The organism is Citrobacter sp. Cpo071, from assembly GCF_030332765.1.
Taxonomy (GTDB): domain Bacteria; phylum Pseudomonadota; class Gammaproteobacteria; order Enterobacterales; family Enterobacteriaceae; genus Citrobacter; species Citrobacter portucalensis.
The window spans coordinates 51,140-74,911 of record NZ_JAOWHE010000070.1; the positions used below are offsets into that span (position 1 = coordinate 51,140).

Here is a 23,772-nt window from a genome sequence, read left to right on the forward strand (position 1 = left end):
GCATTGTTCAGGGGTATGATGTACCCCTATAGCTTACCCAGCTTGGTGCGTAGACGTTTGATGGCCTGACTGTGCAACTGGCTGACCCGTGATTCCCCGACTTCCAGTACCGCGCCAATCTCTTTCAGATTCAGCTCTTCCTGGTAGTACAGCGTTAACACTAGCTTTTCGCGCTCCGGCAACGCCTCGATCGCGTCCATCACGCGCTGGCGGAGGTTACCCTCAAGTAGTTGTTGTAACGGGTTTTCCTGCTGATGTTCTTCCGTCACCAGCTCAATACTATCGCCATGCTCTTCCCGCCACTCGTCATAAGAGAAAAGTTGGCTGTTATTGGTATCGAGCAACATCTGACGATACTCTTGCACAGGAATAGCCAGACGCGCCGCCACTTCGGTTTCCGTTGCGTTGCGCCCTAATTCCTGCTCCAGTTGTCCCATCGCCTGTGCCACTTCGCGAGCATTGCGCCGAACGCTACGCGGCACCCAATCCCGGCTACGTAGTTCGTCCAGCATAGCTCCACGAATACGCTGCACTGCGTAAGTGGTAAATGCCGTTCCTTGCAAAGCGTCATATCGGTCAACGGCATTCAATAACCCGATGCCGCCCGCTTGTAGCAGGTCATCCAGTTCTACGCTCGCCGGCAAACGCACCTGAAGGCGCAATGCTTCGTGACGCACCAACGGTACATAACGCTGCCACAGCGAGTGTTTATCCATTACACCTTCAGCGGTATACAGTGAATTCACGATAAACAGCCCTGCGTTAAATGAGTTATCGGCATGATTATCCGTTTCTGCAGGGGGTTCTATCGGAGGAATAAGGCTATAAAAGAAGGGTTATTTCACTTATGTAGCTGATGGCGTTATTTCGCATCGGAAATAATCAAACATAAATCAAATGGTTAGCTTGCGAGGGATGCGTTTTCACGCATCCCCGTTAAAATTATGTCAAGAGATGAATCATCGACAGGTCATCGCCCGTTCTGACGGTCTCGATGTGCTTTTGGAAGTTCTCATGTACAGTAGGATTATGCTGACTTAGCGAATGGAAGCTATAGACGATATTGATAGCATCCTCCTTCTCCAGGTATGTTCTCTCGTAGGCGCTCGCGGCAATCAGCATTTTAATAAAATAGTATTCAACACTTATCATGTATAGCGTACGAAGCGGGTCTACTTTCTTTTGATTAGGAAAGTTGTTTTCCCAAATTTTATACAAAATGAAATTTTTTAGATCGAATCCAGCTTCTTCCTGCTCTTCGTAAACTTTCCGCCATGTAGCCTCAAGTTTAGCGACCCCTTCTCCAACAGAGTGATGTTCTTCCAGGGACAATGTTCTCAAAAGACACTGGATATAATAGTTAAGTACTCCATTGGCACGGCTTACCGGGAGACTGCGGAAATAATCCTGAAGCAAGAGCACTAAAGCAACTTTAACATTTTTGTCAGCAGAAAATTTCGACAGTTCTTCTCGCATTTCACCTGACTGTATCTGCTCAAGTAGTGCGTGATAGACGGGTTCAATCTCAGCCAACGCGGTATTATCAACCGCCTTAAATTTCTCGATAAATAAAGTAAACTTGATCAGAGTATAAAAGCCTACGTTGATATCATGTCCAGCCTGATCCACCAGGCTTAAGCAAAAAAGATTCAGCAACTTTTGTTGTTGAGAAAGTGCTGGCATAGTATTAGCTTTAGGCTTAACGATACTTTTTTCATTCAAAATCATTGCATGGGGATCTGTTAATATAATACTTGTAACTTCAGGACATGATAAACTCAGCGCTTTTCTCACATCGTTTTTATAAATGCGCTCAATACGTGGGAATGTTTTACAGGTAGTACTTAGCGCCTGGGCTCCCAATGTTTTTTGTACCTGACACAGACTATCCTCGGTAAGGTATGGGCAGTTTCCTGTATCATCCGCAAGCTTAATCATCCCCCACTGCGTAATATCTTTTTTAAGCAGAATAATATTCTCTTTGGCAATATTCTTGATGATCTCATTTTTACTGGAGACATATTTATTCACCGTTGCCTTATCCAGATGTATATTCCAGCCTTTACAGCAATGATCGCGACATTGCGTGCCAGTGCACTGAAACGTAGTCACAAAATTGGGTTCAGTAACGGTAATTTCTTGCATTCTTCAGACTCCAGTATAGAAAAAAGGCAGCTTTCGCTGCCTTTATTGTCTCTGACTACTATGTAACCCAATCGGTGGATTAACGCAGTAAAGAGAGTACGTTTTGCGTGGTCTGGTTAGCTTGTGCCAGTACAGATGTACCTGCCTGCTGCAGGATCTGTGCACGAGACATGTTAGACACTTCGGTCGCGTAGTCGGAGTCTTCGATACGGCTACGGGCAGAAGACAGGTTGTTAACGGTGTTACCCAGGTTGGTCACTGCAGATTCAAAACGGTTCTGCACCGCACCCAAGGAGCTACGGAATTTGTCTACATCAGACAGAGCAGCATCAATTTTCTTCAGCGGGTCAAGGCTGATGTCTGGGGTTAAAGTGGTTGTACCTTTAGTAGCAGCACCCGTAGTGCTGTTAAAGCTAACATCTTTAAAGGTACCATCAGCCAATTTAACAGCAAATTTAGTATCTTTTGTGGTTGCATCTTTATAGGAAATTAAGCTTTCATCCGCCCCCAAGCCAGTTCCGCTATATGCTACATCTTTCTGAATTTTGGTTACTTCATTAGCTGCGGTACCTGCTACAGTTGCAGCATCAGTAGCTGCAGTACCTGTCAGTTTTGTAGTGTTATAACTGACGGTACCTGTTTTATTATCAACGGTCGCAGAATAGTAATCTGCACCGTCTTTAATAACGTATCCGCCGCCAGCTGCTGGGTCTTTAAACAGTTTTGGAGTCCCCCCCCAAGTTACAGCAGTACCTGAGTCAGGTTTCATTACGCCGGCGCCAACAGTAACATCGCCGCTTACAGTTGTACCTTTAGAAACAGTGGTAGCGATCTTAGTGACATCCAGATCGTTCAGTTTCAGCGTTTCGCTGTTGATTTTTTTCAGATCGATGGTGATAGTTTCACCATCTTTTGCCCCAACCTGAATAGTCAGTTGACCATCCTGGTTCAGAACTTTTTTACCGTTGAAGTCGGTTTGCTCGGAAACACGGTTGATTTCTGCCAGGCGCTGATTAATTTCGTCCTGGATAGAAGTCAGGTCAGACTCAGAGTTAGAGCCGTTCGCTGCCTGTACGGACAGTTCACGAACGCGCTGCAGGTTGTTATTGATTTCAGACAGCGCGCCTTCAGTGGTCTGGGCAACAGAGATACCGTCATTGGCGTTACGGGAAGCCTGAGTCAGACCTTTGATATTAGCGGTGAAACGGTTTGCAATCGCCTGACCAGCAGCATCGTCTTTCGCGCTGTTGATACGCAGACCAGAAGACAGACGTTCGATAGCGGAGCCCAGAGCGGACTGAGATTTGTTCAGGTTGTTTTGGGTCAACAGCGACAGGCTGTTTGTATTGATGACTTGTGCCATGATCTTTTCCTTATCAATTACAACTCGATGTTATTGGGCTGTTGCCCACGGTTTCTGACCGTAACCCATGTATCGGCACCTTAAATTCGAACTTTAGAAAATTTTTAGTTTCCGTCGTTTTTTTTCTTAGCCCGCGAAATACCCTCTATATGCCCCACTATTCTGCGCATTATTTTCACAAAACTATCATTAAACTTTGCGCGCAAATTGCCGATAACCCGCTTAACAATTGTTTGCAATCACAAGGAATCGGGCATGGCTTCATTTACATCATTAGGCGTAGGCTCAGGCTTACCACTGGACACGTTGCTAAACAACCTGACTATTGCTGAGAAAAAACGTTTAAATCCAATTACTCAGCAACAGACCGACAATACCGCCCGCCTGACGGCCTACGGTACGCTTAAGAGTGCGCTGGAAAAATTCCAGACGGCCAATACCGCGTTAAATAAACCGGAGCTGTTCAGAAGCAGTAATGTCACCAGCAGTACCGAAGATCTGAAAGTCACCACGGAAGCCGGTGCGGCACCGGGTATTTATACCATCAGCGTCACGCAACTGGCGCAGGCGCAATCTCTGAGTACCAAATCAGTTGCTTCAAACAAAGAGGCTCTGGGTGATGGTTCTGGTACTCGTACTATTAAAATTGAACAGCCGGGTCGGAAAGAGCCGCTAGAGATTAAACTCTCGCAAGATAAGACCACGCTGGATGATATCAGCAAGGCAATTAACGATACCGACAGCGGTATCTCCGCCAGTATCGTTAAGGTGAAAGATGGCGAGTTCAAACTGGTGCTGACTGCAGCAGAAGGTCTGGACAGCAAGATGACCATCTCCGTTGACGGCGACAGTAAGCTGAACGATCTGCTGGCCTACGACAGTAAGACCGGTACTGGAAAAATGACCGAGCTGGTTCAGGCCCAAAACTCCAAGCTCACGATGAACGGTATCGATATTGAACGTCAGAGTAACAAAGTCACCGATGCCCCGCAGGGCGTGACGCTGGAACTGACCAAAAAAGTCACCGACGCGCGCGTCACCGTCACGAAAAGCAATGAGAAAGCCACGGAAGCAATTAAAGGCTGGGTCGATGCCTATAACTCACTGATCGATACCTTTAATACGCTGACCAAATATAAAGCCGTAGACGCAGGTGCAGAGGGTCAGGACAAAGATAACGGCGCGCTGGTCGGTGATAGCGTGGTGCGTACCATTCAGACCGGTATTCGCGCGCAGTTTGCCAACTCTGGTAGCGAAGGTGCCTTTAAGACGCTGAATGAAATTGGCATCAAGCAGGATGGCAAAACCGGCAAGATGACCATCGATGATACCAAACTGAAAAAAGCGCTGGACGAAAACACCGCCTCAGTTCGCGAACTGCTGGCGGGCGACGGCAAGGAAACCGGCATCACCACCAAAATTGCCGCTGAAGTAAAAAGCTATCTCGCTGATGACGGCATTATCGACAATGCGCAAGACAGCATTAACGCCACGCTGAAAAAGCTGACCAAACAGTATCTGTCAGTTAGCGCCAGCATTGATGACATGGTTGCGCGCTATACGGCGCAGTTTACCCAGCTCGATAGCATGATGAGCAAGCTGAATAACACCAGTACCTATCTGGGCCAACAATTTACAGCGATGAATAAATCCTGATAACACGAGGTAAGCATGTATACCGCGAGCGGTACCAAAGCCTATGCACAGGTCAGTGTGGAAAGCGCCGTGATGAGCGCCAGTCCGCATCAGCTGATTGAAATGTTGTTTGATGGCGCGAACAGCGCCCTGGTGCGCGCTCGCCTGTTTATGCAACAGGGCGATATCGTCGCCAAAGGTGAGGCCTTAAGCAAAGCCATTAACATTATCGACAATGGTCTGAAAGCCGGCCTGGATCAGGAAACTGGCGGTGAAATCGCTACTAACCTGTCCTCGTTGTATGACTATATGATCCGCCGTTTACTGCAAGCTAACTTGCGTAATGATTGTCAGGCCATTGAAGAAGTCGAAGAGTTACTCGGCAACATTGCAGATGCCTGGAAACAGATCTCACCGAAAGCGTCGTCCCAGGAGTCTCGTTAATGACCTCAGCCGTGGAGTTTATCAACCGTTGGCAGCGCATCGCGCTACTCAGTCACTCGCTGTTGGAACTGGCGCAGCGCGGTGAATGGGACCTTTTACTGGAACAGGAAGTTACCTATCTGCAAAGTATTGAAGTGGTCATGGAAGAGCAAACTCCACCGGGCATTACGCGAAGTATTCAGGACTTAGTGGCCGGGTATATTAAGCAAACGCTGGATAACGAACAACTGCTCAAAACGTTGTTGCAGCAGCGCCTGGATGAGCTCAGCAACCTCATCGGCCAGTCGACACGCCAAAAGACGCTGAATAACGCCTATGGTCGTCTTTCCGGCATGCTGCTGGTACCCGACGCCCCCACCTCGCCACAATAATTTCCCGTCTCGTCTGAATTATCTTCCATACTCCAGAGGTCGGCCAAACGACTTCTGGAGCACGGAAGATGAAAAATCCCACGTTATTGCAGTACTTCCACTGGTATTACCCTGATGGCGGTCAACTCTGGCCTGAGCTTGCCGAACGCGCAGGCGGACTCAATGATATCGGCATCAATATGGTATGGCTGCCCCCCGCCTATAAAGGCGCGTCCGGCGGCTATTCCGTTGGCTATGATTCCTACGATCTGTTTGACCTGGGCGAATTCGACCAAAAGGGAACCGTCGCCACCAAATACGGCGATAAAAACCAGCTGCTGGCGGCGATTGACGCACTTAAGCACAATGATATTGCCGTACTGCTGGACGTGGTGGTTAACCACAAAATGGGCGCTGATGAGAAAGAAAAGATCCGCGTCCAGCGCGTTAACGCCGAAGATCGCACGCAAATAGATGATGAGATTATCGAATGTGAGGGCTGGACGCGCTATACCTTCCCTGCCCGCGCAGGCCAGTACTCGCAATTCATTTGGGATTTTAAATGCTTCAGCGGCATTGACCATATCGAGAACCCAACCGAAGACGGCATTTTTAAAATCGTTAACGACTACACCGGCGAAGGCTGGAACGATCAGGTTGATGATGAGTTGGGTAATTTTGATTATCTGATGGGCGAGAACATTGATTTTCGCAATCACGCGGTGACTGAGGAGCTCAAATACTGGGCGCGTTGGGTAATGGAGCAAACCCAGTGCGACGGCTTTCGTTTAGATGCCGTGAAACATATTCCGGCATGGTTTTACAAAGAGTGGATCGAGCACGTGCAGGAGGTTGCACCCAAGCCGCTGTTTATTGTGGCGGAATACTGGTCCCATGAAGTCGATAAGCTGCAAACCTACATTAATCAGGTGGAGGGGAAAACCATGCTGTTCGACGCCCCTTTGCAGATGAAATTCCACGAGGCCTCCCGTCAGGGCCGCGATTACGACATGAGCCAGATTTTCACCGACACTCTGGTGGAGGCCGATCCTTTTCATGCCGTCACGCTCGTCGCCAATCACGACACCCAACCCTTGCAGGCACTCGAAGCTCCCGTCGAGCCGTGGTTTAAGCCTCTGGCCTATGCGCTGATCCTGTTACGCGAAAACGGCGTACCGTCGGTGTTTTACCCTGACCTCTACGGAGCGCATTACGAAGACACCGGTGGCGATGGCGAAACTTATCCTATCGACATGCCGATCATTGAACAGCTCGATGAACTGATCCTCGCGCGCCAGCGCTTCGCGCATGGGGTACAGACGCTCTTTTTCGATCACCCTAACTGTATCGCTTTTAGCCGCAGCGGCACGGATGAGGATCCCGGCTGTGTGGTGGTGCTGTCTAACGGCGATGACGGAGAAAAGACCATCAATCTCGGCACCAATTATGGCAATAAAACCTGGCGGGACTATCTGGGAAATCGTGAAGAAAGCGTGGTCACCGATGAAAACGGTGAAGCGACGTTTTTCTGTAACGGCGGGAGCGTCAGCGTGTGGGTGATTGAAGACGTTTTGTAAAGCTCAACCCCGGTGACCGATGGTTACCGGGGCGTACGGCTTATGGCAGCGGTGTTGCCAGCGGCGTTTTCTTTAACGCGTCAGCACATTCCTGCGTCGGGCGATCCACCCGTTGCAGCGTCATACCGTCATATTCCAGCGTATTGCCTTCACGCTCGATCTCGTACAGCTCGCGTTTCACCGTCACGTTGGTGAGATCGCCAGAGAGCATCGTCAGTTTCCCCGGCAGCGCGATCACCCGCTGCCACTGGCGACAATCCAGCGTATCGCCCTCTTTCGTTATCACCAGGCTGGCAATGGCTTCCGGGCTCACCAGACTGCGTTGCGGACCTTTTGACTGCCAGTATCCTTCCAGACCGGCTGGCGCTGGCGTTTTCACCACGTCGTTATAATTTTCTACTTCGGCGCATCCGGTAAGCGCCAGAAATACACCAACGATTGCTAATTTTTTCATCATTCATCCTGCATGCGAAGAAAATGGGATTGTGGCATTAAAGGCCTGATGTCGCCAGCCTTTCGGCAGCGTTGAGAAAGATTGATCCAGACGGTGTTACCTCTTATTACTCATAGTCAAAAATTCTGAACGGTGTAGTATCCACACTTCTTGTTACATACCTTCTGAGTTCAGAGGCACAACGCATGTCATGGCAACACTTCAAACAGGCCTGGTTGATTAAATTTTGGGCCCCCGCCCCTGCGGTCATCGCAGCGGGTATTCTCTCTACTTACTATTTCGGCATTACGGGAACCTTCTGGGCCGTTACCGGTGAATTCACCCGCTGGGGTGGTCAAATCCTGCAACTGTTTGGTGTGCACGCCGAAGAGTGGGGATACTACAAGCTGATCCATCTCGAAGGCTCGCCCCTGACCCGCATCGACGGCATGATGATCCTCGGTATGTTCGGCGGCTGTTTTGCTGCCGCACTGTGGGCCAACAACGTCAAGTTACGCATGCCGCGCAGTCGAGTGCGCATTATGCAGGCGATAGTCGGCGGGGCAATCGCCGGATTCGGCGCACGGCTGGCAATGGGCTGTAACCTGGCCGCATTCTTCACCGGCATTCCGCAGTTCTCGCTACACGCCTGGTTTTTTGCGCTGGCCACAGCCATTGGCTCCTGGTTTGGTGCACGCTTTACCCTGCTGCCAATGTTTCGTATTCCGGTCAAAATGCAGAAAGTCTCCGCCGCTTCGCCGTTAACGCAAAAGCCGGATCAGGCCCGTCGCCGTTTCCGCCTGGGCATGCTGGTGTTTATCGCCATGATCGGCTGGGCGCTACTCACCGCGATGGATAAACCCAAACTCGGTCTGGCGATGCTGTTCGGTGTTGGGTTCGGACTGCTGATTGAACGGGCGCAAATCTGCTTCACCTCCGCCTTCCGCGACCTGTGGATTTCCGGTCGCACCCATATGGCAAAAGCGATCATCTTCGGGATGGCGGTCAGCGCCATAGGTATCTTTAGCTACGTGCAACTGGGCGTCGAGCCTAAAATCATGTGGGCGGGTCCGAATGCGGTGATTGGCGGCTTGCTGTTCGGGTTCGGTATCGTTTTAGCGGGCGGATGTGAAACCGGCTGGATGTATCGCGCCGTTGAAGGCCAGGTGCATTACTGGTGGGTTGGTCTGGGCAACGTTATTGGCTCGACCATTCTGGCCTACTACTGGGATGATTTTGCTCCCGCGCTTGCCACCAACTGGGACAAAGTGAATCTGCTCAACACCTTCGGTCCGCTCGGCGGTCTGCTGGTGACCTATCTGCTGTTGTTTGCCGCGCTGATGCTGATTATCGGCTGGGAAAAACGTTTCTTCCGTCGCGCAGGGCTGACGCCTGCCAAGGAGTCTGTATGAAAAATATCGTGCCTGATTATCGCCTCGATATGGTCGGCGAACCGTGTCCATACCCGGCTGTAGCCACGCTGGAAGCGATGCCGCAATTGAAGAAAGGTGAAATTCTGGAAGTGGTGAGCGATTGCCCGCAGTCAATCAACAATATTCCACTGGATGCGCGTAATCACGGCTATACGGTGCTGGATATTCAGCAGGATGGTCCAACGATCCGCTATTTGATTCAGAAGTAACTGGTTGCCGGATGGCACTGCGCTTATCCGGCAAACATTCTCTGCACGTTGTCCCTACACTTGCATCGACATGACTTCCTGATACGCCGACACCAGTTTGTTACGCACCTGAATACCCATCTGCATCGATACCGACGCTTTTTGCATATCGGTCATCACATCATTTAACGCAATACCCGGCTCACCCAGGGTAAATTTCTCAGCCTGCGTACGGGACGCGGTTTGCACATCGCTGATTCTGTCTAACGCCGCATGCAGTTGTCCGGCAAAACTCACGGTCGGTTGTGGCTGCATATCCTGCATTTTTGCTGACATCGCCGTGGCCTGTAACTGGCTGATGACCCCTTCAATCCCCTGTATTGCCGACATTCTGATCCCCTGGATGATTTTTTACGTAGCTGAGATTACCAGTTAGTCAATAAGATAAAGGCGTTAAATAACGATAAAAAACCACGGTTTTTAACGCATAGAAAAATTCGAAACCGCAAATAATGAGACCGTCAATTTTTCGAGTTTGCTGACCCGGGAGTGAGTCTTGTTCCACTTTGCAAAAAACGCCGTCCACGATAAGCCACGAGGTGCGAGATGAGTGCGACAGCATCGACTGCAACCCAGCTTAAACCTCTCGAGTGGTTAAACCGCCTGCGCGCGAATCCCAGAATTCCTTTGATTGTGGCGGGAGCCGCTGCCGTCGCTATCATCGTGGCGATGGTCCTGTGGGCCAAAGCGCCTGACTATCGCACGCTGTTCAGCAATCTTTCCGATCAGGATGGTGGCGCGATTGTCACCCAACTGACGCAGATGAACGTTCCCTATCGTTTTACTGAGGGAAGCGGTGCTATAGAAGTTCCTGCCGATAAAGTCCACGAACTGCGCTTACGTCTGGCGCAGCAAGGCCTGCCGAAAGGCGGCGCCGTTGGTTTTGAACTGCTGGATCAGGAAAAGTTTGGTATCAGCCAGTTTAGCGAGCAGGTCAACTACCAGCGTGCGCTGGAAGGTGAATTAGCCCGTACCATTGAAACGCTGGGACCGGTAAAACGCGCCCGCGTGCATCTGGCAATGCCGAAACCGTCGCTGTTTGTGCGTGAGCAAAAAGCGCCTTCAGCCTCCGTGACCGTTAACCTTGAACCGGGCCGTGCACTGGATGAAGGTCAGATCAGTGCAGTTACGCATCTGGTTTCCAGCGCTGTCGCCGGGTTACCGCCGGGCAACGTTACGCTGGTCGACCAGGCGGGTCATCTGCTAACTCAGTCGAACACCAGCAGCCGCGATCTTAACGATGCGCAGTTGAAATACGCCAGCGATGTCGAAGGCCGCGTTCAACGCCGTATCGAATCGATCCTGTCGCCGATTGTCGGCAACGGTAACGTACATGCGCAGGTCACCGCGCAGCTGGATTTTGCTAATAAAGAGCAAACCGAAGAACAGTACCGTCCAAACGGTGATGATTCCCAGGCCGTGCTGCGTTCACGCCAGTTAAACGTCAGTGAGCAGATCGGTAGCGGAGCGCCAGGCGGCGTACCGGGCGCATTGTCTAATCAGCCAGCACCGGCGAATACCGCGCCAATCGCCAACCCACCGGCTAATCAGCAAAATGCGCAAACCACGCAGACGGCAAATAACAGCAATAATGCCGGTCCACGCAGTACGCAGCGCAATGAAACCAGCAATTATGAAGTCGACCGTACCATTCGCCACACCAAAATGAACGTCGGCGATGTGCAGCGTCTCTCGGTGGCTGTGGTGGTCAACTATAAAACGTTGCCGGACGGCAAACCACTGCCGTTAACCGCCGATCAGATGAAACAGATTGAGGATCTGACCCGCGAAGCGATGGGCTTCTCCGACAAACGTGGCGATACCCTGAACGTGGTGAACTCTCCGTTCACGGCGACCGACGATTCCATGGGCGAGCTGCCGTTCTGGAAACAGCCGTTCTTTATTGATCAGTTGATGACCGCAGGCCGTTGGTTACTGGTTCTGCTTGTTGCCTGGATCCTGTGGCGTAAGGCTGTTCGTCCGCAGTTGGTTCGCCGCAGCGAAGAAGCAAAAGCGGTACAAGAACAAACGCGTATTCGTCAGGAAACCGAAGAAGCGGTAGAAGTTCGCCTCAGCAAAGACGAACAGACCCAGCAGCGTCGTACGAATCAGCGTCTGGGTGCAGAAGTGATGAGCCAGCGTATTCGTGAAATGTCAGATAACGATCCGCGCGTCGTGGCGCTGGTCATTCGCCAGTGGATGAGTAACGATCATGAGTAATGCCCTTACCGGTACCGATAAAAGCGTCATCCTGCTGATGACCATTGGCGAAGATCGCGCGGCAGAGGTGTTTAAACACCTTTCCACGCGCGAAGTTCAGGCGCTGAGTACAGCGATGGCGAACGTACGCCAGATCTCCAACAAACAGTTGACGGAAGTGCTGGCCGAGTTTGAGCAAGAAGCAGAACAGTTTGCCGCGCTGAATATCAACGCCAACGAATATCTGCGCTCCGTGCTGGTGAAAGCGCTGGGCGAGGAACGCGCCTCCAGCCTGCTGGAAGATATTCTGGAAACCCGCGATACCACCAGCGGCATTGAAACGCTCAACTTTATGGAGCCGCAAAGCGCCGCCGACCTTATCCGCGACGAGCATCCGCAGATTATCGCCACCATTCTGGTGCACCTCAAACGGGGCCAGGCCGCCGATATTCTGGCACTGTTCGACGAGCGTTTACGTCACGACGTGATGCTGCGTATCGCCACCTTCGGCGGCGTGCAGCCTGCCGCGCTGGCAGAACTGACCGAAGTATTGAACGGTCTGCTCGATGGCCAGAACCTCAAGCGCAGCAAAATGGGCGGCGTGAGAACGGCGGCAGAAATTATCAACCTGATGAAAACCCAGCAGGAAGAAGCGGTTATCACCGCCGTACGCGAGTTCGACGGCGAACTGGCGCAGAAAATTATCGACGAGATGTTCCTGTTCGAAAACCTGGTGGATGTCGACGATCGCAGTATCCAGCGCCTGCTGCAGGAAGTGGATTCAGAATCGCTGCTGATTGCGCTGAAAGGTGCCGAACAGCCGCTACGCGAGAAGTTCCTGCGCAACATGTCGCAACGTGCTGCCGATATTCTGCGCGACGATCTTGCCAACCGCGGTCCGGTGCGCTTGTCGCAGGTGGAAAACGAACAGAAAGCGATTCTGCTTATTGTGCGTCGTCTGGCGGAAACCGGCGAGATGGTGATCGGCAGCGGCGAGGATACCTATGTCTAACGAACTGCCGTGGAAAGTCTGGACTCCGGACGATCTCGCCCCACCGATGGCAGAGTTCGTGCTGGCCGACCACAGCGAAACGCCGCTGTCCGAAGAGACGGAAGAACCCGAGCTTTCCGCAGAGCAACAGCTTGAACAACAGCTCGCACAGCTGCAAATGCAGGCCCATGAGCAAGGGTATAACGCGGGGCTGGCGGAAGGTCGACAAAAGGGTCATGAACAAGGCTATCAGGAAGGTCTGAGTCAGGGGCTGGAGCAAGGCCAGAACCAGGCGCGTGCGCAGCATGCGCCGATTCATGCCCGTATGCAGCAGCTGGTGAGCGAGTTTCAGAATACGCTGGACGCACTGGACAGCGTCATTGCCTCGCGCCTGATGCAAATGGCGCTGGAAGCTGCGCGTCAGGTGATTGGTCAGACGCCTATCGTGGATAACGCTGCGCTGATTAAGCAGATCCAACAGTTATTACAACAGGAACCACTGTTTAGCGGTAAGCCACAGCTACGCGTACATCCGGACGATCTCCAGCGTGTGGAGGAGATGCTCGGTGCCACTCTCAGCCTGCACGGCTGGCGGCTGCGCGGCGATCCCACGCTGCATCACGGCGGATGTAAAGTCTCAGCCGACGAAGGCGATCTGGATGCCAGCGTCGCCACACGCTGGCAAGAACTCTGCCGTCTGGCAGCGCCGGGAGTCGTGTAATGACCACTCGCCTGACTCGCTGGCTCAATACGCTGGACAACTTCGAAGAGAAAATGTCGCTGCTGCCTGCGGTGCGTCGTTACGGTCGTCTGACCCGCGCAACCGGGCTGGTGCTGGAAGCCACGGGGTTACAGCTGCCGCTGGGTGCCACCTGCGTCATTGAACGCCAGGATGGCAACGAAACCCAGGAAGTCGAAAGTGAAGTCGTGGGCTTTAACGGTCAACGTCTGTTTCTGATGCCGCTCGAAGAGGTCGAAGGCGTTCTGCCCGGCGCGCGTGTCTACGCGAAGAACATTGCCGGAGAAGGTCTGCAAAGCGGGAAGCAATTGCCGCTTGGCCCTGCTCTGCTGGGGCGTGTGCTGGACGGCAGCGGCAAACCGCTCGACGGACTGCCCGCCCCGGATACCACCGAAACCGGCGCGCTGATTACACCACCGTTTAACCCGCTGCAACGTACCGCAATTGAACACGTCCTGGATACCGGTGTACGCCCCATCAACGCGTTGTTAACCGTAGGTCGCGGTCAGCGTATGGGGCTTTTCGCAGGTTCCGGCGTCGGTAAAAGCGTCCTGCTCGGCATGATGGCGCGCTATACCCAGGCCGACGTCATCGTCGTGGGCCTGATTGGCGAGCGTGGCCGCGAAGTTAAAGATTTTATTGAAAATATTCTCGGCGCTGACGGTCGCGCACGCTCGGTCGTGATTGCCGCTCCGGCGGACGTCTCGCCGCTGTTACGTATGCAAGGCGCGGCCTACGCCACGCGCATCGCCGAAGATTTCCGCGATCGCGGACAGCACGTATTGCTGATCATGGATTCCCTCACCCGCTATGCGATGGCGCAACGTGAGATAGCCCTGGCGATCGGCGAGCCGCCGGCGACTAAAGGTTATCCGCCGTCAGTATTCGCCAAATTACCGGCGCTGGTTGAACGTGCCGGGAACGGTATTCACGGCGGCGGTTCAGTCACCGCTTTTTATACGGTACTGACCGAGGGTGACGACCAGCAGGACCCGATTGCCGATTCCGCGCGCGCGATTCTGGACGGCCACATTGTGCTGTCACGTCATCTGGCCGAGGCGGGTCACTATCCGGCCATCGATATTGAAGCCTCGATCAGCCGCGCCATGACCGCGCTCATTAGTGAAAAACACTACGCACGGGTGCGCAACTTTAAACAGTTGCTGTCCAGCTTCCAGCGTAACCGCGATCTGGTTAGCGTGGGGGCGTATGCCAAAGGCAGCGATCCAATGCTGGATAAAGCCATCGCCTTATGGCCACAGCTGGAAGCGTTTTTACAGCAAGGCATCTTTGAACGGGCTGACTGGGAAGATTCTCTACAAGCTTTAGAACTGATTTTCCCTGGTGTGTGATTAAGCAGGAGAGCATAGGTCATGGCACAACATGGTGCGTTAGCAACACTGAAAGACCTGGCTGAAAAAGAGGTAGATGACGCCGCTGTCTTATTAGGAGAGATGCGTCGTGGCTGTCAGCAGGCGGAAGAACAGTTAAAAATGCTGATCGATTATCAGCATGAGTATCGCAACAATCTGAATACCGATATGGGCCAGGGTATTACCAGCAATCGCTGGATTAACTACCAGCAATTTATTCAGACGCTGGAAAAAGCGATTGAGCAACACCGCCAACAGCTCAATCAGTGGACGCAAAAAGTGGACATGGCTTTGAACAGTTGGCGCGACAAAAAACAACGATTACAGGCGTGGCAGACGTTGCAGGACAGACAAACCTCGGCGGCGTTACTGGCCGAAAACCGTCTGGATCAGAAAAAAATGGATGAATTTGCTCAGCGCGCAGCTATGAGGAAACCCGAATGATTACTTTACCCCAACTGATTACCACCGACACCGACGTAGCCGCAGGTCTTCAGTCAGGCAAAGCGGTAGATTCACCCGAGGATTTTTTAGCGCTGCTGGCTGGCGCATTAGGTGCGGGCGACGCGCAGGGTAAAGACGTTCCGCTGTCGCTTGCCGACTTACAGGCGGCCAGCAGTAAGCTGCAAAAAGGGTTACTGCAAAAAAATGGCGATGCCGCACAGTCGGTCAAATTAACCGATCTGCTGGCGCAACAGGAGCTACAAACCGAGACTTCTCTTGCCGACATGACAGACGCTCAGCAACTGTTGTCTGCTCTCACACCTTCACTGAAATCTAATGCCCTGACGACGCTGGGCAAAGTCGCTCAGCAGGACGAAAAAAACACTACGCTGAGTGATGACGATCTCGCCAACCTGAGCGCGTTGTTCGCCATGCTGCCAGGACAACCGCTGGCTACGCCTGCCGTCGACAGCGCACCAGCCCCGGTTGATGCCACGCTTTCGGTGTTGTCACGTGGCGCGGTACACGGCGCGACGACTGATAATGCAGACGAATTGCTGCCGGGTGATGCCAAAAAAGGCAAAGCGGATGTCACAATTGCTGGCGGTGGTGCTAATCAGGCAAACAATCCAGCACTAACCCCGCTGACGGCGGCGGCGAACGCCAGAGCTGAAATCGACAGCACCCCGTCACCGACCAGCATTGGCATGACTGCGACCCCGCTAAGTGGTCCACAAACACACGCACAACCGTTACCGACGGCCGCGCCGGTGTTAAGCGCTCCGTTAGGTAGCCATGAATGGCAGCAATCACTGAGCCAGCACGTCACATTGTTCACGCGCCAGGGCCAGCAAAGCGCAGAGCTGCGTCTGCATCCGCAGGACCTGGGTCAGGTACATATTTCCCTCAAGCTGGACGACAACCTCGCGCAGTTGCAAATGGTTTCACCGCACAGTCACGTGCGCGCCGCACTGGAAGCCGCATTACCGATGCTGCGTACGCAGTTGGCTGAAAGCGGGATCCAATTGGGGCAAAGCAACATCAGCAGTGAAAGCTTCGCTGGCCATCAGCAGTCTTCCGGGCAGCAACAGCAGGCTGGTCGCGCTCAAGGACAAGACTTTTTTGCCGCTGAAGATGACGCAATACTGGCAACCCCAGCCTCGCTGCAAGCCGCTGCCCGCGGCGATGGCGCAGTAGACATCTTCGCCTAACGCCAGAGGTAGCATGATTATCCGCGTCTTTTCCACGCTTTGTCGTGGACAGGACACGGGATAATCAGCCCATAAGCTGTACCGAAACAGGAAGCCCGTATCTGATGACTGACTCCGCGATTAACAAAAAAAGTAAACGCGCTATTTGGATCCCTCTGCTGGTATTAATTACCCTCGCCGCCTGCGCAACTGCGGGTTATAGCTACTGGCGCATGCAGCAGCAGCCGTCCGCCAGCGTCAAAGCGGAACCGCCTCCACCGCCAGCCCCGGTATTCTTTGCGTTGGATACCTTTACCGTCAATCTGGGTGATGCAGATCGTGTGCTGTATATCGGTATCACGCTGCGCATGAAAGATGAGGCGACACGTTCACGTCTTAACGAATATCTGCCGGAAGTGCGCAGCCGCCTGCTGCTGCTGTTCTCTCGTCAGAATGCAGCCACACTCGCCACCGAGGAAGGTAAGCAACAGCTGATTACCGCCATCAAAGAGACGCTGGCGACTCCGCTCGTTGTCGGGCAGCCGAAACAGGTTGTCACCGACGTTCTTTATACAGCTTTTATTCTGCGGTAAAGACATGGGCGACAGTATTCTTTCTCAGGCTGAAATCGACGCATTGCTCAACGGCGATAGCGAAACCAAAGACGAACCCATTTCAGGTATCGCAAAAGAAAGCGATATTCGTCCTTATGATCCCAACACTCAGCGTCGCGTGGTACGTGAGCGTTTACAGGCGTTGGAGATCATTAACGAACGCTTTGCGCGCCAGTTCCGAATGGGATTATTTAACCTGTTGCGCCGTAGCCCGGATATTACCGTGGGTGCGATCCGTATCCAGCCATACCATGAATTTGCGCGCAACTTACCGGTTCCGACCAACCTGAACTTAATCCACCTGAAGCCGCTGCGCGGTACGGGTCTGGTGGTGTTCTCACCGAGTCTGGTATTTATCGCCGTAGACAACCTGTTTGGCGGTGACGGTCGTTTCCCGACGAAAGTCGAAGGCCGCGAATTTACGCACACGGAACAGCGCGTTATCAACCGCATGCTGAAGCTGGCGCTGGAAAGCTACAGCGACGCGTGGAAGGCCATCAACCCGCTGGAAGTGGAATACGTTCGTTCCGAGATGCAGGTGAAATTTACCAATATCACCACTTCTCCTAACGACATTGTGGTGAACACTCCGTTCCACGTTGAAATTGGCAACCTGACCGGTGAATTTAACATCTGTCTGCCATTCAGCATGATTGAACCGTTGCGTGAGCTGCTGGTGAACCCGCCGCTGGAAAACTCGCGTAATGAAGATCAGAACTGGCGCAATAATCTGGTGCGTCAGGTTCAGCATTCTGAGCTGGAGCTGGTGGCAAACTTTGCCGATATTCCGCTGCGGCTATCCCAGATTTTAAAACTGAAACCCGGCGATGTACTGCCGATTGAAAAACCCGACCGCATTATTGCTCATGTGGACGGCGTGCCTGTGCTGACCAGCCAGTATGGCACCGTAAACGGTCAGTATGCGTTACGCGTAGAACATCTGATAAACCCGATTTTGAATTCGCTGAATGAGGAACAGCCCAAATGAGTGATATGAATAATCCGTCCGATGAGAACACTGGCGCATTGGACGATCTGTGGGCTGACGCGTTAAACGAGCAAAAAACCACGCCCACCAAAAGTGCGGCCGATGCGGTATTCCAGCAGTTAGGTGGCGGCGACGTCAGCGGTGCTTTGCAGGACATCGACCTGATCATGGACATTCCGGTCAAGCTGACCGTCGAACTGGGCCGTACCCGCATGACCATCAAAGAGCTGCTGCGTCTGACGCAGGGATCGGTTGTCGCACTGGATGGTCTGGCAGGCGAACCGCTGGATATTCTGATCAACGGTTATCTGATTGCCCAGGGCGAAGTCGTCGTGGTCGCGGATAAATACGGTGTGCGTATCACTGACATTATCACCCCGTCTGAACGTATGCGCCGCCTGAGCCGTTAATCATGAATACCCAGGCTACCGTTTCTCAACCCGCCGCCGTTCCCGGCTCACCGCTGGTGCAGGTAAGCGGCGCGCTGCTCGGGATCATCGTCTTGATCCTGGCGGCGGCCTGGGTCATAAAACGTCTGGGGTTTGCCCCCAAAAGTGCCGGTACGCGTGGGCTGAAAGTCACGGCCAGCACCTCACTGGGTCCACGTGAGCGCGTGGTGATTGTCGAGGTCGAAGATGCCCGTCTGGTACTGGGCGTCACAGCCTCGCAGATTAACGTCCTGCACACCCTGCCCCCGGCACTTGCCGATGCAGAAGAAAAAACGGCCTCCCCTGCGGATTTCCAGGCCATGATGAAGAGTTTGCTGAAGCGTCCTGGGAGATCCTGATGCGCCGTTTGTTATCCCTTACGCTGGCAGGCTTGTGGCTTTTCAGCCCCGTTGCCCTCGCCCAACTCCCGGGTCTGGTCAGTCAGCCGTTGCCGGGCGGCGGACAAAACTGGACGTTACCCGTGCAGACGCTGGTGTTCATCACCTCGCTGACGTTCCTGCCTGCAATTTTGCTGATGATGACCAGCTTCACCCGCATCATCATCGTTTTTGGTTTACTGCGAAATGCGCTGGGTACCCCCTCAGCACCACCTAACCAGGTGCTCCTGGGCCTGGCGCTCTTTTTGACCTTTTTCATCATGTCGCCGGTGATCGATAAAATCTACGTTGACGCATACCAACCGTTCAGCGAAGAGAAGATCTCCATGCAGGAAGCCATGGAGAAAGGCGCCCAGCCGCTGCGTGAGTTTATGTTGCGCCAGACCCGTGAAGCCGATCTGGCACTCTTCGCGCGCTTAGCAAACAGCGGTCCGTTACAGGGACCAGAAGCCGTGCCGATGCGAATTTTGCTGCCCGCTTATGTCACCAGTGAGCTGAAAACAGCATTCCAGATAGGCTTTACCATTTTTATTCCGTTTCTGATTATCGACCTGGTGATCGCCAGCGTGTTGATGGCGCTCGGGATGATGATGGTCCCGCCCGCCACAATCGCGTTGCCGTTCAAGCTGATGCTGTTTGTGTTGGTAGACGGTTGGCAGCTACTTGTCGGCTCGCTGGCACAAAGCTTTTACAGTTAGAGGCGCGAAATGACTCCTGAATCGGTCATGATGATGGGCACAGAGGCGATGAAAGTCGCCCTGGCCCTTGCCGCACCTTTGCTGTTGGTCGCTCTCATCACGGGTCTTATCATCAGTATTCTGCAGGCGGCGACCCAGATTAACGAAATGACGCTGTCCTTCATCCCCAAAATTGTCGCGGTGTTTATTGCCATTATCGTTGCTGGCCCGTGGATGCTTAACCTGCTGCTCGACTACGTGCGTACGCTGTTCAGCAATATCCCCTATATCATCGGGTAGACAACGTTATGTTGCAGGTGTCCAGCGTTGAGTGGCTCCACTGGCTGAATTTATACTTCTGGCCTTTGTTGCGCATACTGGCGCTCATCTCAACGGCCCCCATCCTCAGTGAACGAGCCATCCCAAAACGGGTAAAGCTGGGGCTGGGGTTGATGATTACCGTCGTTATCGCCCCATCGATTCCCGCCGTTGACGTCCCCATCTTTTCTGTTGGCGCGCTTTGGCAGGCAATGCAACAAATCCTGATCGGTATCGCATTAGGCTTCACCATGCAGTTTGCGTTTGCCGCAGTACGTACCGCCGGGGAATTAATTGGCCTGCAAATGGGCCTTTCCTTCGCGACGTTCTTCGATCCCGGTAGCCGTCTGAATATGCCGGTTCTGGCACGACTGATCGACATGCTCGCCATGCTGCTGTTCCTCACCTTTAACGGCCATTTATGGCTGATTTCGCTGCTGGTAGATACTTTTCATACTCTGCCCATCGGCGGCAATCCGGTGAACAGCAATGCGTTTCTTGCACTGGCACGGGCGGGTAGCCTGATTTTCCTCAACGGGCTAATGCTGGCCCTGCCGGTAATGACGCTACTGCTCACGCTAAACCTCGCACTTGGTTTGTTAAATCGCATGGCACCACAGCTGTCGGTTTTCGTCATCGGCTTTCCTCTCACTCTGACCGTAGGTATTTCACTAATGGCGGCGCTAATGCCATTAATTGCGCCATTCTGCGAACGATTATTCAGTGAAATTTTTAATTTACTGGCCGATATCGTCAGCGAAATGCCAGGAAAATAATAACCCTTAATTTTTATCCTGTTTTACTAAGGATTGTCCTAAATTTAAAAAGTGACAACATCCACCAGGATATCTCTGTCGCGGCTTATTTGTTTTTGCCTCACTCACATAACGCAACATTCACTTTACTTTAAGATGTTTCCTGGCAAATTATACGCAACTTTACGGGATAGTAAATTCGCCTGAAAAACAGCGAAAGCGTCATCTTGGGTCGTTATTATTCCGTTTAGTTGTGATGAAATAATCAGGTAAGGGGAATTATCGTTACGCATTGAGTGAGGGTATGCCATGTCAACGATTATTATGGATTTATGCAGTTACACCCGACTAGGGTTAACCGGATATCTGGTAAGTCGGGGAGTGAAAAAAAGGGAAATCAACAACATTTCCAACGTTGATGAACTCAGTCTCGCCTGTGTCTCTCAACAACCCGCTGTGGTGTTTATTAATGAGGACTGCTTTATCCACGATCCTGCTAATAGCCAGCAAATAAAGCAAATCATTAATCAGCATCCCAGCACATTATTTATTGTGTTTATGGCAATTGCCAACGTGCATTTTGATGAATATCTACTCGTCAGAAAAAATTTATTGATTAGTTCTAAATCGATTAAACCTGACTCACTGGATAAACTACTTGGCGATATTCTGAAAAAGGAAGTAGATATTGCTATTGATGTGAATCTGCCGACATTATCATTAAGTCGAACCGAATCCAGCATGCTGCGTATGTGGATGGAGGGTCAGGGAACAATACAGATATCAGATCAAATGAATATCAAAGCCAAGACGGTGTCATCCCATAAGGGGAATATAAAACGAAAGATTAAAACGCATAATAAGCAAGTTATCTATCACGTTGTAAGGCTTACGGATAACGTCACCAATGGTATCTTTGTGAATATGCGCTAAGACGTTCTGACTGGTGGCGACTCCACCAGTCAGAATCAAACAGCGAAACTCATGTCACTCCACTTTTTCCACAAAGATACCATCCTGATGACCTGATTCATTAAAGAACCAGATACCGAGCGGGTAGTCTTCCAGCGAAACCAGGTACATGGTGCCTTCACTAAATTCTTCGATTGCCAGTACCACGCCCGGTCGACGAGGACCGCCGTCCGTTTTGACTGTAACCCGATCATTCACCTTCATAGTTTTCCTCCTGTGGCTTTGTGCCAGTGTAGAACAAATTCCTTTTTCTGGCAGCGCTGTGCACGCGCGATTGCGGGTTTTATCGACGGTCTATACTTAAGTTGTGCGTATCTGATGTTTGGGTACGCTCCCCCGGTATCCTTAACGGTTGAGAGGTATGAGGATGAAAACCGCGAAAGAGTACAGCGATACGGCCAAACGTGAAGTCAGCGTCGATGTCGACGCGCTGCTAAAGGCAATCAACGAAATCTGCGAGAGTGAAATTCATCGCAGCCAGGATGACCCGGAGCGCGTCAGCGTTGACGGGCGTGATTACCATACATGGCATGAACTGGCCGATGCGTTCGAGCTTGATATCCATGATTTTAGCGTGTCGGAAATCAATCGCTGACTGAGGGCGAAAAAAATCCCGGCCCTTATCGGGTCGGGATCAAGCTTGCTTATGCAAGAAGCACTTGTAAATTCGTTACACCAGAAAATCTGATGTGAACCAAACCTTATCTGCAATTTTTTTGCCTGACAAGTAAATAATTCTCACCGGAATGATAAATATAACTAATGGGTGAGAGATCACCAGGTTACGGTCGAGCCAAATGTTCAGGCATCCTGGGAGAGCTGTCTTCGCTCGCCAGGCACCACCAGTTCATCTTCACGGAATGCTTCCCGTTTAACGCCAAAGCCGTCGTACCAGCGACACTCCACCATTCCGCTGGCATACCCGGTAACGATCATACGTGGGCCACCCTCTTTGGAGGTGACTTCCTCACTGACAGAAAAGACCATACCTGCCTCCTGTATCAAGAGAAACCTTTACACCTTAGATGACAAGGAGGCGTTTTGCGTAATCAGTCCTGTAACAATTAGTGCGAAACTCCGCGCACTCTGGCGACAGCTTTTACCAGCAGAACGACAATCCCACCGATGATAAAGCCGAGCACCAGGTTAAGCAGGGTCGGAAGCATTAGCGAAATCAATGTACTTTGCTGCTGAGCAAAATGTTCAATCGCATGATGCAGCGGCGATATTCCGTGTACCACAATGCCGCCTCCCACTAAAAACATCGCCAGTGTGCCGACCACAGAAAGTGTTTTCATAAGCCAGGGGGCAACCACCAGTAACCCTTTGCCCAACGACTGGGCAAGCAGGCTGCGCTTTTCTGCCAACCAGTACCCAATGTCGTCAAGCTTAACGATAATCCCGACCAGGCCATACACGCCCACGGTCACCACTAACGCGATACCTGATAGCACCAACACCTGATTCAGCAAGGGTGCGTCCGCTACAATACCCAGCGTAATTGCGACAATCTCGGCAGACAAAATGAAGTCGGTACGTATTGCCCCTTTGATTTTATCTTTCTCAAAGGTGAGTGGATCCTGTGCGGCCAGAGCAGCCAGACGCTGCTGACGCTCTTCCGGGCTTTCTTTGTGCTTCCGCGCCTCCAGGGTATGCAGAACCTTTTCCACCCCTTCAAAACAGAGAAACGCCCCACCTACCATTAATAAGGGGGTGATCGCCCAGGGAATAAATGCGCTTATCAATAGCGCCAACGGCACCAGAATAACTTTGTTAACAAACGATCCTTTCGCTACACTCCAGACCACCGGGAGTTCGCGGTTCGCCCGCACGCCCGACACCTGCTGTGCATTAAGCGACAGATCATCCCCCAGCACGCCCGCGGTTTTTTTCGCGGCCAGTTTTCCCATCACTGAGATATCATCCAGCAGCGTGGCGATATCATCGAGTAAGGTCAGTAAGCTACTTCCTGCCAAAATTTTCACCCTCAATATTATTTTTTTGCAGTCATAAGTATGAAGTAAAACACGCCATGCTGAAACTGACCTTTCTGGTCAA

28 protein-coding genes and 1 pseudogene are annotated in these 23,772 nt (G+C 52.1%); 21 read left to right on the forward strand and 8 right to left on the reverse strand.

Translation table 11 applies throughout. From position 1 onward, the window contains the following. Window positions 1-26 precede the first annotated feature (26 nt). The 3 genes from OGY09_RS06270 to OGY09_RS06280 all read right to left on the reverse strand — a co-directional run bounded on the left by OGY09_RS06270 (window position 27) and on the right by OGY09_RS06280 (window position 3,508). Window positions 27-746, reverse strand: coding sequence for an RNA polymerase sigma factor FliA (locus OGY09_RS06270; RefSeq protein WP_003030465.1), 720 nt, complete (start codon window positions 744-746; stop codon window positions 27-29). Window positions 747-942: 196 nt separating this feature from the next. Further along, the gene (gene fliB / locus OGY09_RS06275; RefSeq protein ID WP_032943826.1) at window positions 943-2,145 is read right to left on the reverse strand and encodes a flagellin lysine-N-methylase; all 1,203 of its coding nucleotides are present in this window, start codon (window positions 2,143-2,145) and stop codon (window positions 943-945) included. Between the two features lie 79 nt (window positions 2,146-2,224). Further along, window positions 2,225-3,508: a flagellin FliC gene (locus tag OGY09_RS06280; protein ID WP_032943827.1), complete on the reverse strand. Its 1,284-nt coding sequence runs from the start codon at window positions 3,506-3,508 to the stop codon at window positions 2,225-2,227. Between the two features lie 255 nt (window positions 3,509-3,763). Between OGY09_RS06280 and fliD the strand changes: the two genes are divergently transcribed. The 4 genes from fliD (at window position 3,764) to amyA (ending at window position 7,514) form a co-directional block, all read left to right on the forward strand. Further along, window positions 3,764-5,164 carry a flagellar filament capping protein FliD gene (gene fliD / locus OGY09_RS06285; protein ID WP_032943828.1) on the forward strand — a complete coding sequence of 467 codons (1,401 nt, stop codon included), beginning with the start codon at window positions 3,764-3,766 and terminating at the stop codon, window positions 5,162-5,164. A 15-nt stretch (window positions 5,165-5,179) separates the two neighbouring features. Continuing rightward, window positions 5,180-5,587, forward strand: a complete 408-nt coding sequence (gene fliS, locus OGY09_RS06290; protein ID WP_032943829.1) for a flagellar export chaperone FliS — start codon at window positions 5,180-5,182, stop codon at window positions 5,585-5,587. Continuing rightward, window positions 5,587-5,958, forward strand: coding sequence for a flagella biosynthesis regulatory protein FliT (gene fliT, locus OGY09_RS06295; protein WP_008785101.1), 372 nt, complete (start codon window positions 5,587-5,589; stop codon window positions 5,956-5,958). Before fliS ends, fliT begins: the two co-directional genes overlap by 1 nt. Before the next feature lie 68 nt (window positions 5,959-6,026). Beyond that, window positions 6,027-7,514, forward strand: a complete 1,488-nt coding sequence (gene amyA, locus OGY09_RS06300) for an alpha-amylase (protein WP_032943830.1) — start codon at window positions 6,027-6,029, stop codon at window positions 7,512-7,514. A 40-nt stretch (window positions 7,515-7,554) separates the two neighbouring features. Here amyA and yedD read toward each other — a convergent pair whose 3' ends face one another. Continuing rightward, a complete protein-coding gene (gene yedD / locus OGY09_RS06305; RefSeq protein ID WP_003030454.1) occupies window positions 7,555-7,968 on the reverse strand; it encodes a lipoprotein YedD in 414 nt (137 codons plus the stop codon). Window positions 7,969-8,153: 185 nt separating this feature from the next. Between yedD and yedE the strand changes: the two genes are divergently transcribed. Beyond that, window positions 8,154-9,359: a selenium metabolism membrane protein YedE/FdhT gene (yedE, locus tag OGY09_RS06310; protein WP_032943831.1), complete on the forward strand. Its 1,206-nt coding sequence runs from the start codon at window positions 8,154-8,156 to the stop codon at window positions 9,357-9,359. After that, complete coding sequence (gene yedF / locus OGY09_RS06315) at window positions 9,356-9,589, forward strand: sulfurtransferase-like selenium metabolism protein YedF (RefSeq protein WP_000790504.1); 234 nt, start codon at window positions 9,356-9,358, stop codon at window positions 9,587-9,589. The genes yedE and yedF overlap by 4 nt, the downstream gene beginning before the upstream one ends. 54 nt (window positions 9,590-9,643) lie before the next feature. On the opposite strand, the gene fliE is transcribed toward yedF, so the two are convergent. Next, window positions 9,644-9,958: a flagellar hook-basal body complex protein FliE gene (gene fliE, locus OGY09_RS06320; protein WP_003030448.1), complete on the reverse strand. Its 315-nt coding sequence runs from the start codon at window positions 9,956-9,958 to the stop codon at window positions 9,644-9,646. 216 nt (window positions 9,959-10,174) lie between these two features. On the opposite strand from fliE, the gene fliF reads away from it, so the two are divergent. The 14 genes and pseudogenes from fliF (at window position 10,175) to rcsA (ending at window position 21,675) form a co-directional block, all read left to right on the forward strand. Then, on the forward strand, window positions 10,175-11,848 hold the full coding sequence (gene fliF, locus OGY09_RS06325) for a flagellar basal-body MS-ring/collar protein FliF (RefSeq protein ID WP_008785112.1): 1,674 nt from the start codon (window positions 10,175-10,177) through the stop codon (window positions 11,846-11,848). Then, complete coding sequence (gene fliG, locus OGY09_RS06330; RefSeq protein ID WP_003030443.1) at window positions 11,841-12,839, forward strand: flagellar motor switch protein FliG; 999 nt, start codon at window positions 11,841-11,843, stop codon at window positions 12,837-12,839. The genes fliF and fliG overlap by 8 nt, the downstream gene beginning before the upstream one ends. Continuing rightward, on the forward strand, window positions 12,832-13,539 hold the full coding sequence (gene fliH / locus OGY09_RS06335; protein ID WP_003834049.1) for a flagellar assembly protein FliH: 708 nt from the start codon (window positions 12,832-12,834) through the stop codon (window positions 13,537-13,539). The genes fliG and fliH overlap by 8 nt, the downstream gene beginning before the upstream one ends. Next, window positions 13,539-14,909 (forward strand): flagellar protein export ATPase FliI, encoded by a 1,371-nt coding sequence (fliI, locus tag OGY09_RS06340; RefSeq protein ID WP_003030440.1) that lies wholly within the window; start codon window positions 13,539-13,541, stop codon window positions 14,907-14,909. The genes fliH and fliI overlap by 1 nt, the downstream gene beginning before the upstream one ends. Window positions 14,910-14,930: 21 nt before the next feature. Continuing rightward, on the forward strand, window positions 14,931-15,374 hold the full coding sequence (gene fliJ / locus OGY09_RS06345) for a flagellar export protein FliJ (protein WP_003834052.1): 444 nt from the start codon (window positions 14,931-14,933) through the stop codon (window positions 15,372-15,374). Next, the gene (gene fliK / locus OGY09_RS06350) at window positions 15,371-16,585 is read left to right on the forward strand and encodes a flagellar hook length control protein FliK (RefSeq protein ID WP_275399201.1); all 1,215 of its coding nucleotides are present in this window, start codon (window positions 15,371-15,373) and stop codon (window positions 16,583-16,585) included. The genes fliJ and fliK overlap by 4 nt, the downstream gene beginning before the upstream one ends. Window positions 16,586-16,689: 104 nt before the next feature. Next, window positions 16,690-17,157: a flagellar basal body-associated protein FliL gene (gene fliL, locus OGY09_RS06355; RefSeq protein ID WP_003834054.1), complete on the forward strand. Its 468-nt coding sequence runs from the start codon at window positions 16,690-16,692 to the stop codon at window positions 17,155-17,157. 4 nt (window positions 17,158-17,161) lie between these two features. Further along, the gene (fliM, locus tag OGY09_RS06360) at window positions 17,162-18,166 is read left to right on the forward strand and encodes a flagellar motor switch protein FliM (protein ID WP_003030434.1); all 1,005 of its coding nucleotides are present in this window, start codon (window positions 17,162-17,164) and stop codon (window positions 18,164-18,166) included. After that, the gene (gene fliN, locus OGY09_RS06365) at window positions 18,163-18,576 is read left to right on the forward strand and encodes a flagellar motor switch protein FliN (RefSeq protein WP_003030433.1); all 414 of its coding nucleotides are present in this window, start codon (window positions 18,163-18,165) and stop codon (window positions 18,574-18,576) included. The genes fliM and fliN overlap by 4 nt, the downstream gene beginning before the upstream one ends. Further along, a complete protein-coding gene (gene fliO, locus OGY09_RS06370) occupies window positions 18,576-18,953 on the forward strand; it encodes a flagellar biosynthetic protein FliO (RefSeq protein WP_100272213.1) in 378 nt (125 codons plus the stop codon). Before fliN ends, fliO begins: the two co-directional genes overlap by 1 nt. Next, window positions 18,953-19,690 carry a flagellar type III secretion system pore protein FliP gene (gene fliP, locus OGY09_RS06375; RefSeq protein ID WP_003834056.1) on the forward strand — a complete coding sequence of 246 codons (738 nt, stop codon included), beginning with the start codon at window positions 18,953-18,955 and terminating at the stop codon, window positions 19,688-19,690. Before fliO ends, fliP begins: the two co-directional genes overlap by 1 nt. Before the next feature lie 9 nt (window positions 19,691-19,699). Continuing rightward, on the forward strand, window positions 19,700-19,969 hold the full coding sequence (fliQ, locus tag OGY09_RS06380) for a flagellar biosynthesis protein FliQ (protein ID WP_008785117.1): 270 nt from the start codon (window positions 19,700-19,702) through the stop codon (window positions 19,967-19,969). Between the two features lie 8 nt (window positions 19,970-19,977). After that, a pseudogene (gene fliR, locus OGY09_RS06385) lies at window positions 19,978-20,773 on the forward strand (flagellar biosynthetic protein FliR). A 278-nt stretch (window positions 20,774-21,051) separates the two neighbouring features. Next, window positions 21,052-21,675, forward strand: coding sequence for a transcriptional regulator RcsA (rcsA, locus tag OGY09_RS06390; RefSeq protein ID WP_003030421.1), 624 nt, complete (start codon window positions 21,052-21,054; stop codon window positions 21,673-21,675). A 54-nt stretch (window positions 21,676-21,729) separates the two neighbouring features. Here the strand turns inward: rcsA and dsrB are convergent, their stop codons facing one another. After that, window positions 21,730-21,918, reverse strand: coding sequence for a protein DsrB (gene dsrB, locus OGY09_RS06395; protein WP_003030419.1), 189 nt, complete (start codon window positions 21,916-21,918; stop codon window positions 21,730-21,732). A gap of 163 nt (window positions 21,919-22,081) precedes the next feature. Here dsrB and yodD point away from each other — a divergent pair, with 163 nt between their 5' ends. Next, window positions 22,082-22,309 (forward strand): YodD family peroxide/acid resistance protein, encoded by a 228-nt coding sequence (yodD, locus tag OGY09_RS06400; RefSeq protein ID WP_003030417.1) that lies wholly within the window; start codon window positions 22,082-22,084, stop codon window positions 22,307-22,309. Window positions 22,310-22,515: 206 nt separating this feature from the next. On the opposite strand, the gene OGY09_RS06405 is transcribed toward yodD, so the two are convergent. Then, on the reverse strand, window positions 22,516-22,701 hold the full coding sequence (locus OGY09_RS06405) for a YodC family protein (protein ID WP_003834060.1): 186 nt from the start codon (window positions 22,699-22,701) through the stop codon (window positions 22,516-22,518). Window positions 22,702-22,778: 77 nt separating this feature from the next. Further along, window positions 22,779-23,690 (reverse strand): DUF808 domain-containing protein, encoded by a 912-nt coding sequence (locus tag OGY09_RS06410; RefSeq protein WP_100272212.1) that lies wholly within the window; start codon window positions 23,688-23,690, stop codon window positions 22,779-22,781. Window positions 23,691-23,772: the final 82 nt, after the last annotated feature.

Bases quoted from the DNA above. Each gene is read 5' to 3' on its own strand.
- fliQ (WP_008785117.1), top strand. From the start codon at position 19,700: ATGACTCCTGAATCGGTCATGATGATGGGCACAGAGGCGATGAAAGTC.
- yedE (WP_032943831.1), top strand. From the start codon at position 8,154: ATGTCATGGCAACACTTCAAACAGGCCTGGTTGATTAAATTTTGGGCC.
- yedF (WP_000790504.1), top strand. From the start codon at position 9,356: ATGAAAAATATCGTGCCTGATTATCGCCTCGATATGGTCGGCGAACCG.
- rcsA (WP_003030421.1), top strand. From the start codon at position 21,052: ATGTCAACGATTATTATGGATTTATGCAGTTACACCCGACTAGGGTTA.
- fliF (WP_008785112.1), top strand. From the start codon at position 10,175: ATGAGTGCGACAGCATCGACTGCAACCCAGCTTAAACCTCTCGAGTGG.
- amyA (WP_032943830.1), top strand. From the start codon at position 6,027: ATGAAAAATCCCACGTTATTGCAGTACTTCCACTGGTATTACCCTGAT.
- fliD (WP_032943828.1), top strand. From the start codon at position 3,764: ATGGCTTCATTTACATCATTAGGCGTAGGCTCAGGCTTACCACTGGAC.
- fliS (WP_032943829.1), top strand. From the start codon at position 5,180: ATGTATACCGCGAGCGGTACCAAAGCCTATGCACAGGTCAGTGTGGAA.
- fliB (WP_032943826.1), bottom strand. From the start codon at position 2,145: ATGCAAGAAATTACCGTTACTGAACCCAATTTTGTGACTACGTTTCAG.
- fliG (WP_003030443.1), top strand. From the start codon at position 11,841: ATGAGTAATGCCCTTACCGGTACCGATAAAAGCGTCATCCTGCTGATG.
- fliK (WP_275399201.1), top strand. From the start codon at position 15,371: ATGATTACTTTACCCCAACTGATTACCACCGACACCGACGTAGCCGCA.
- fliL (WP_003834054.1), top strand. From the start codon at position 16,690: ATGACTGACTCCGCGATTAACAAAAAAAGTAAACGCGCTATTTGGATC.
- yedD (WP_003030454.1), bottom strand. From the start codon at position 7,968: ATGAAAAAATTAGCAATCGTTGGTGTATTTCTGGCGCTTACCGGATGC.
- fliH (WP_003834049.1), top strand. From the start codon at position 12,832: ATGTCTAACGAACTGCCGTGGAAAGTCTGGACTCCGGACGATCTCGCC.
- dsrB (WP_003030419.1), bottom strand. From the start codon at position 21,918: ATGAAGGTGAATGATCGGGTTACAGTCAAAACGGACGGCGGTCCTCGT.
- fliJ (WP_003834052.1), top strand. From the start codon at position 14,931: ATGGCACAACATGGTGCGTTAGCAACACTGAAAGACCTGGCTGAAAAA.
- fliN (WP_003030433.1), top strand. From the start codon at position 18,163: ATGAGTGATATGAATAATCCGTCCGATGAGAACACTGGCGCATTGGAC.
- OGY09_RS06405 (WP_003834060.1), bottom strand. From the start codon at position 22,701: ATGGTCTTTTCTGTCAGTGAGGAAGTCACCTCCAAAGAGGGTGGCCCA.
- fliE (WP_003030448.1), bottom strand. From the start codon at position 9,958: ATGTCGGCAATACAGGGGATTGAAGGGGTCATCAGCCAGTTACAGGCC.
- fliT (WP_008785101.1), top strand. From the start codon at position 5,587: ATGACCTCAGCCGTGGAGTTTATCAACCGTTGGCAGCGCATCGCGCTA.
- fliP (WP_003834056.1), top strand. From the start codon at position 18,953: ATGCGCCGTTTGTTATCCCTTACGCTGGCAGGCTTGTGGCTTTTCAGC.
- fliM (WP_003030434.1), top strand. From the start codon at position 17,162: ATGGGCGACAGTATTCTTTCTCAGGCTGAAATCGACGCATTGCTCAAC.
- OGY09_RS06280 (WP_032943827.1), bottom strand. From the start codon at position 3,508: ATGGCACAAGTCATCAATACAAACAGCCTGTCGCTGTTGACCCAAAAC.
- yodD (WP_003030417.1), top strand. From the start codon at position 22,082: ATGAAAACCGCGAAAGAGTACAGCGATACGGCCAAACGTGAAGTCAGC.
- fliI (WP_003030440.1), top strand. From the start codon at position 13,539: ATGACCACTCGCCTGACTCGCTGGCTCAATACGCTGGACAACTTCGAA.